Source organism: Microbacterium sp., assembly GCF_039812165.1.
In the GTDB taxonomy this organism is placed as follows: Bacteria; Actinomycetota; Actinomycetes; order Actinomycetales; family Microbacteriaceae; genus Microbacterium.
The window spans coordinates 1-2920 of sequence record NZ_JBDIAB010000287.1 but is presented as its reverse complement, the minus strand read 5'-3'; the positions used below and the strand labels follow the sequence as shown (position 1 = coordinate 2920).

Here is a 2920-nt window from a genome sequence, read left to right as displayed (position 1 = left end):
ACTCCAGGTCCTCGAGGCGATCGAGCATGGGCCGGAGGTCGGCGGCGTGCACGACCTGCGTCGCCAGGGACGACACCGGAAGGAGTGCCGCCGTCGTGAGCGCCATGAGTCCGAGCGCCGTACCCGGGCTCACGTCTCCGGCACGGGCGGCCACCACGAGCGCCGTCAGCGGCGTCGCGACGGCGAGCGCGGACAGCACGCCCGCAGAGAGGGCGGACAGCCGCGCGCGGGCACGCGTCAGCACGAGCCTGCGGTCGAGGAGCGCGGTCCACCGGGCGAGCACGTGCGGCTCTGCCCCGTACGCGCGCAGGGTGGCGACGCCGGTGATGCCGTCGACCATCGCGGTCGCCGCGTCGGCCGTCACGAGGATCTCCTCACGCCGCAACGCCGCGCTGTGCCGTGCGACCAGCAGCGACACGGCGAGCGCTACGACGATGGCCGCGCCGGCGAGCGCGGCGAGCGGCGGTGCGATCACGGCGAGGGCGACGAGGTAGCCGACGGTCAGCGCGGCGTCCAGCGCCGCCCCGAGCAAGGCCACGCTCAGGAGGGCGTGGATGTCGTGGGCCGACTCGACCCGCCCGAACAGGTCGCCCACCGACCGGCGGTCGAAGAAGCGCAGCTCCCGCGTGTAGAGGGATCCGGCGACGCGGGATCCGAGCGTGCCGGCCAGGCGGTGCTGCAGCGTGGCGAGCACGAGGCCGCGCGCGAGCGCCAGGAGCCCGAGAAGCGCCGCCAGGGCGAGGCCGAGGAGGAGCCAGCGCCGACCGTCGGCGCCGTCGGCGACGAGCCCGTCGACGATGACGGCGGTGAGCACCGGCATCCCCAGCCCGCCGAGGGCGAGCAGCGCGGAGAGCAGCAGCGCGCGGGCCAGCGGTCGGCGCACGGCGCGCACCACGTCCGCGACCAGTCGTGGCCGCTCCCGCGGGACGGCCGGGATCGCGGCCTCTCCCGGTGCGGCGAGCAGGACGAGCCCGCTCGCCTGGGCGCGCACGTCCTCGCGGCCCATGCGGCGCCGCCCGACGCCGGGATCCATCACGTGCACGGCGCCGTCGCGGCCGACCCGTTCGACCACGACGTAGTGCTGGCGCGAGAGGTGCAGCACGGCCGGTGCCGTGAGCTCGCCGATCCGCTCGGCGAGCTCGTCGACGGGGGCCAGCACGGCGGTGAGCTCCACGCCCCAGCGTGCGGCGGCATCGCGGAGCACGAGCGCCGAGGTGCCGTCGCGACCGGGATCGAGGTCGCGGCGCACCTCGGCCAGCGTCGCGGCGCCGCCGAAGCGGCGCACGAGGGCGGTGAGACACGCCGGGGCGCAGTCGGTCTCGGCGGTCTGCAGCACGACGGGCAGGCGCGGCATGGGACGGCTCCTCTGCGGAAGGATGCCGGGGCTCCGGCCCGGTCTCGGACCGGAGCCCCGGAGCATCACTTGACGATGACCTGGACGTTGCTGCAGTCGCCGGTGGTCGTGACCTTCACGACGTTGCCCAGGTGGTCCCGCGTGATCGTGACCTCACACGCGCCGCCGTGGAACCCGCTCAGCTCGGCGTCGGTCAGGGTCCGTCCGAGAGTCAGATCGCTCATGAGTGTCCTCCTTGGTCAGAGAGCGACCAGGTGTCGCCCCTCCGCCGCCCATCGTGCGGCGCGGGGAGCCGTGCCGTCATCGGACCAGGACGGGAACCGGCATACCGTGACGGCGGTACGTCGGGTCACCGGTCCTTGATCGTGACGTTCGAGCAGTCGCCCGACGTGGTGACCTTGCCGTCGCTCGTGACCGTGATGACGCACGTGGCGCCGCCGCCGTGGAAGGCGTCGAGCTCGGCGTCGCTGGGACCTCGTCCGATGGCGGAAGGCTGCGGGAAGGCATCCATGTGTTCTCTCCTGTCGTCAGGGCGGCCCGATGCCGCCTCGACGACACACTGGCCTCCGTGCGCGGCGACGCGCATCGGCCCGACGCGGGCTTTCGCATACCCCGTCGGGAGGGGGAGGTGTAGGCCGACGCGGTGCCTAAGACGCGCGGCCGTCGCTCCCTGGGGCCGACGTGAGCGGCGGATAGGTCACGCGACCGTCGATCCCGACCACGGCGCCCGCGCTCGGCTCCGCGGCGTCGACGTGCCCTCGACCGAGGATGTGCCGCACGTCCTCGCCGTGCGCGAGCAGATGATCGGCGATGATCCGCCGGTGGCACCGCCACCACACCGCCTCGGAGCACATCACTGCCGAGCGCCGCGTCCGCCCCTGCGCGCGCAGCTCGTCGAGGGCGTGCTCGAAGCCGTCGGAGAGCGCCCAGTCGGCGTAGTTGTGGAAGCTGCGGTTCTCCCACCAGGCGTTCACCTCGAACGGCACCTCCCGGCTGACCGGTCGGCGCCCGGTGAGCCCCTCCGTGCGGCGGTAGCCGACGCCGGCACGGCCGAGCGACGCCGCGAGCTCGTCCTCGTCGAACTGCGGATGCCGGGACGAGCCCGGAAGCCTCCGTACGTCCACGACGAGCTCGACACCGGACTCCTGCAGCAGCCCGACGAACTCGACCAGCGTGCGGTCGGAGTGTCCGATCGTGAAGAACGGCTCACTCATCGACGAGCCGCAGCGCACTGCCCTTGTGCGCGGCCACATGGTCGGTCTTGTCGCTCGCGATCTCGTACTGCGGATCGTCCGGCGACGCCCGATGGGTGTGGCCCTTGTAGTCGAAGTCCCGAGTGTGCACCGTGATGACACGACCCGAGACGTGTCCCGCCTCCGAGTTCCACGTCACGTGGTCGCCGATGCTGAATCGATCCGGCATGTCCGACACCTCCGGTCCGCCCTATTCAAGCACCCCCGGTAGACTCGCACCGACATGAAGATGGATGCCGCCGCGTTCGAGTCCCTCGTCACCGACGAGCTCGACCGGTTGCCGGACGACATGGTCGGGGGGCTCGACAACGTC

Annotated in this window: 5 protein-coding genes; all 5 read right to left on the bottom strand. The window is 72.8% G+C overall.

Annotated elements, in window-relative coordinates; translation table 11 throughout:
• Positions 1 to 1354 (bottom strand): ABC transporter transmembrane domain-containing protein (locus tag WML84_RS14415; RefSeq protein ID WP_347346830.1); only part of this gene is annotated, 1354 nt, incomplete at its 3' end.
• Between the two features lie 65 nt (positions 1355 to 1419).
• Complete coding sequence (locus WML84_RS14410; RefSeq protein ID WP_347346829.1) at positions 1420 to 1578, bottom strand: hypothetical protein; 159 nt, start codon at positions 1576 to 1578, stop codon at positions 1420 to 1422.
• A 125-nt stretch (positions 1579 to 1703) separates the two neighbouring features.
• Complete coding sequence (locus tag WML84_RS14405; RefSeq protein WP_347346828.1) at positions 1704 to 1865, bottom strand: hypothetical protein; 162 nt, start codon at positions 1863 to 1865, stop codon at positions 1704 to 1706.
• A 136-nt stretch (positions 1866 to 2001) separates the two neighbouring features.
• Positions 2002 to 2568, bottom strand: coding sequence for a DUF488 domain-containing protein (locus WML84_RS14400; protein WP_347346827.1), 567 nt, complete (start codon positions 2566 to 2568; stop codon positions 2002 to 2004).
• The gene (locus WML84_RS14395) at positions 2561 to 2776 is read right to left on the bottom strand and encodes a DUF2945 domain-containing protein (protein WP_347346826.1); all 216 of its coding nucleotides are present in this window, start codon (positions 2774 to 2776) and stop codon (positions 2561 to 2563) included. The genes WML84_RS14400 and WML84_RS14395 overlap by 8 nt, the downstream gene beginning before the upstream one ends.
• Between the last annotated feature and the right edge of the window lie 144 nt (positions 2777 to 2920).

Bases quoted from the DNA above. Each gene is read 5' to 3' on its own strand.
- WML84_RS14395 (WP_347346826.1), bottom strand. From the start codon at position 2,776: ATGCCGGATCGATTCAGCATCGGCGACCACGTGACGTGGAACTCGGAG.
- WML84_RS14410 (WP_347346829.1), bottom strand. From the start codon at position 1,578: ATGAGCGATCTGACTCTCGGACGGACCCTGACCGACGCCGAGCTGAGC.
- WML84_RS14400 (WP_347346827.1), bottom strand. From the start codon at position 2,568: ATGAGTGAGCCGTTCTTCACGATCGGACACTCCGACCGCACGCTGGTC.
- WML84_RS14405 (WP_347346828.1), bottom strand. From the start codon at position 1,865: ATGGATGCCTTCCCGCAGCCTTCCGCCATCGGACGAGGTCCCAGCGAC.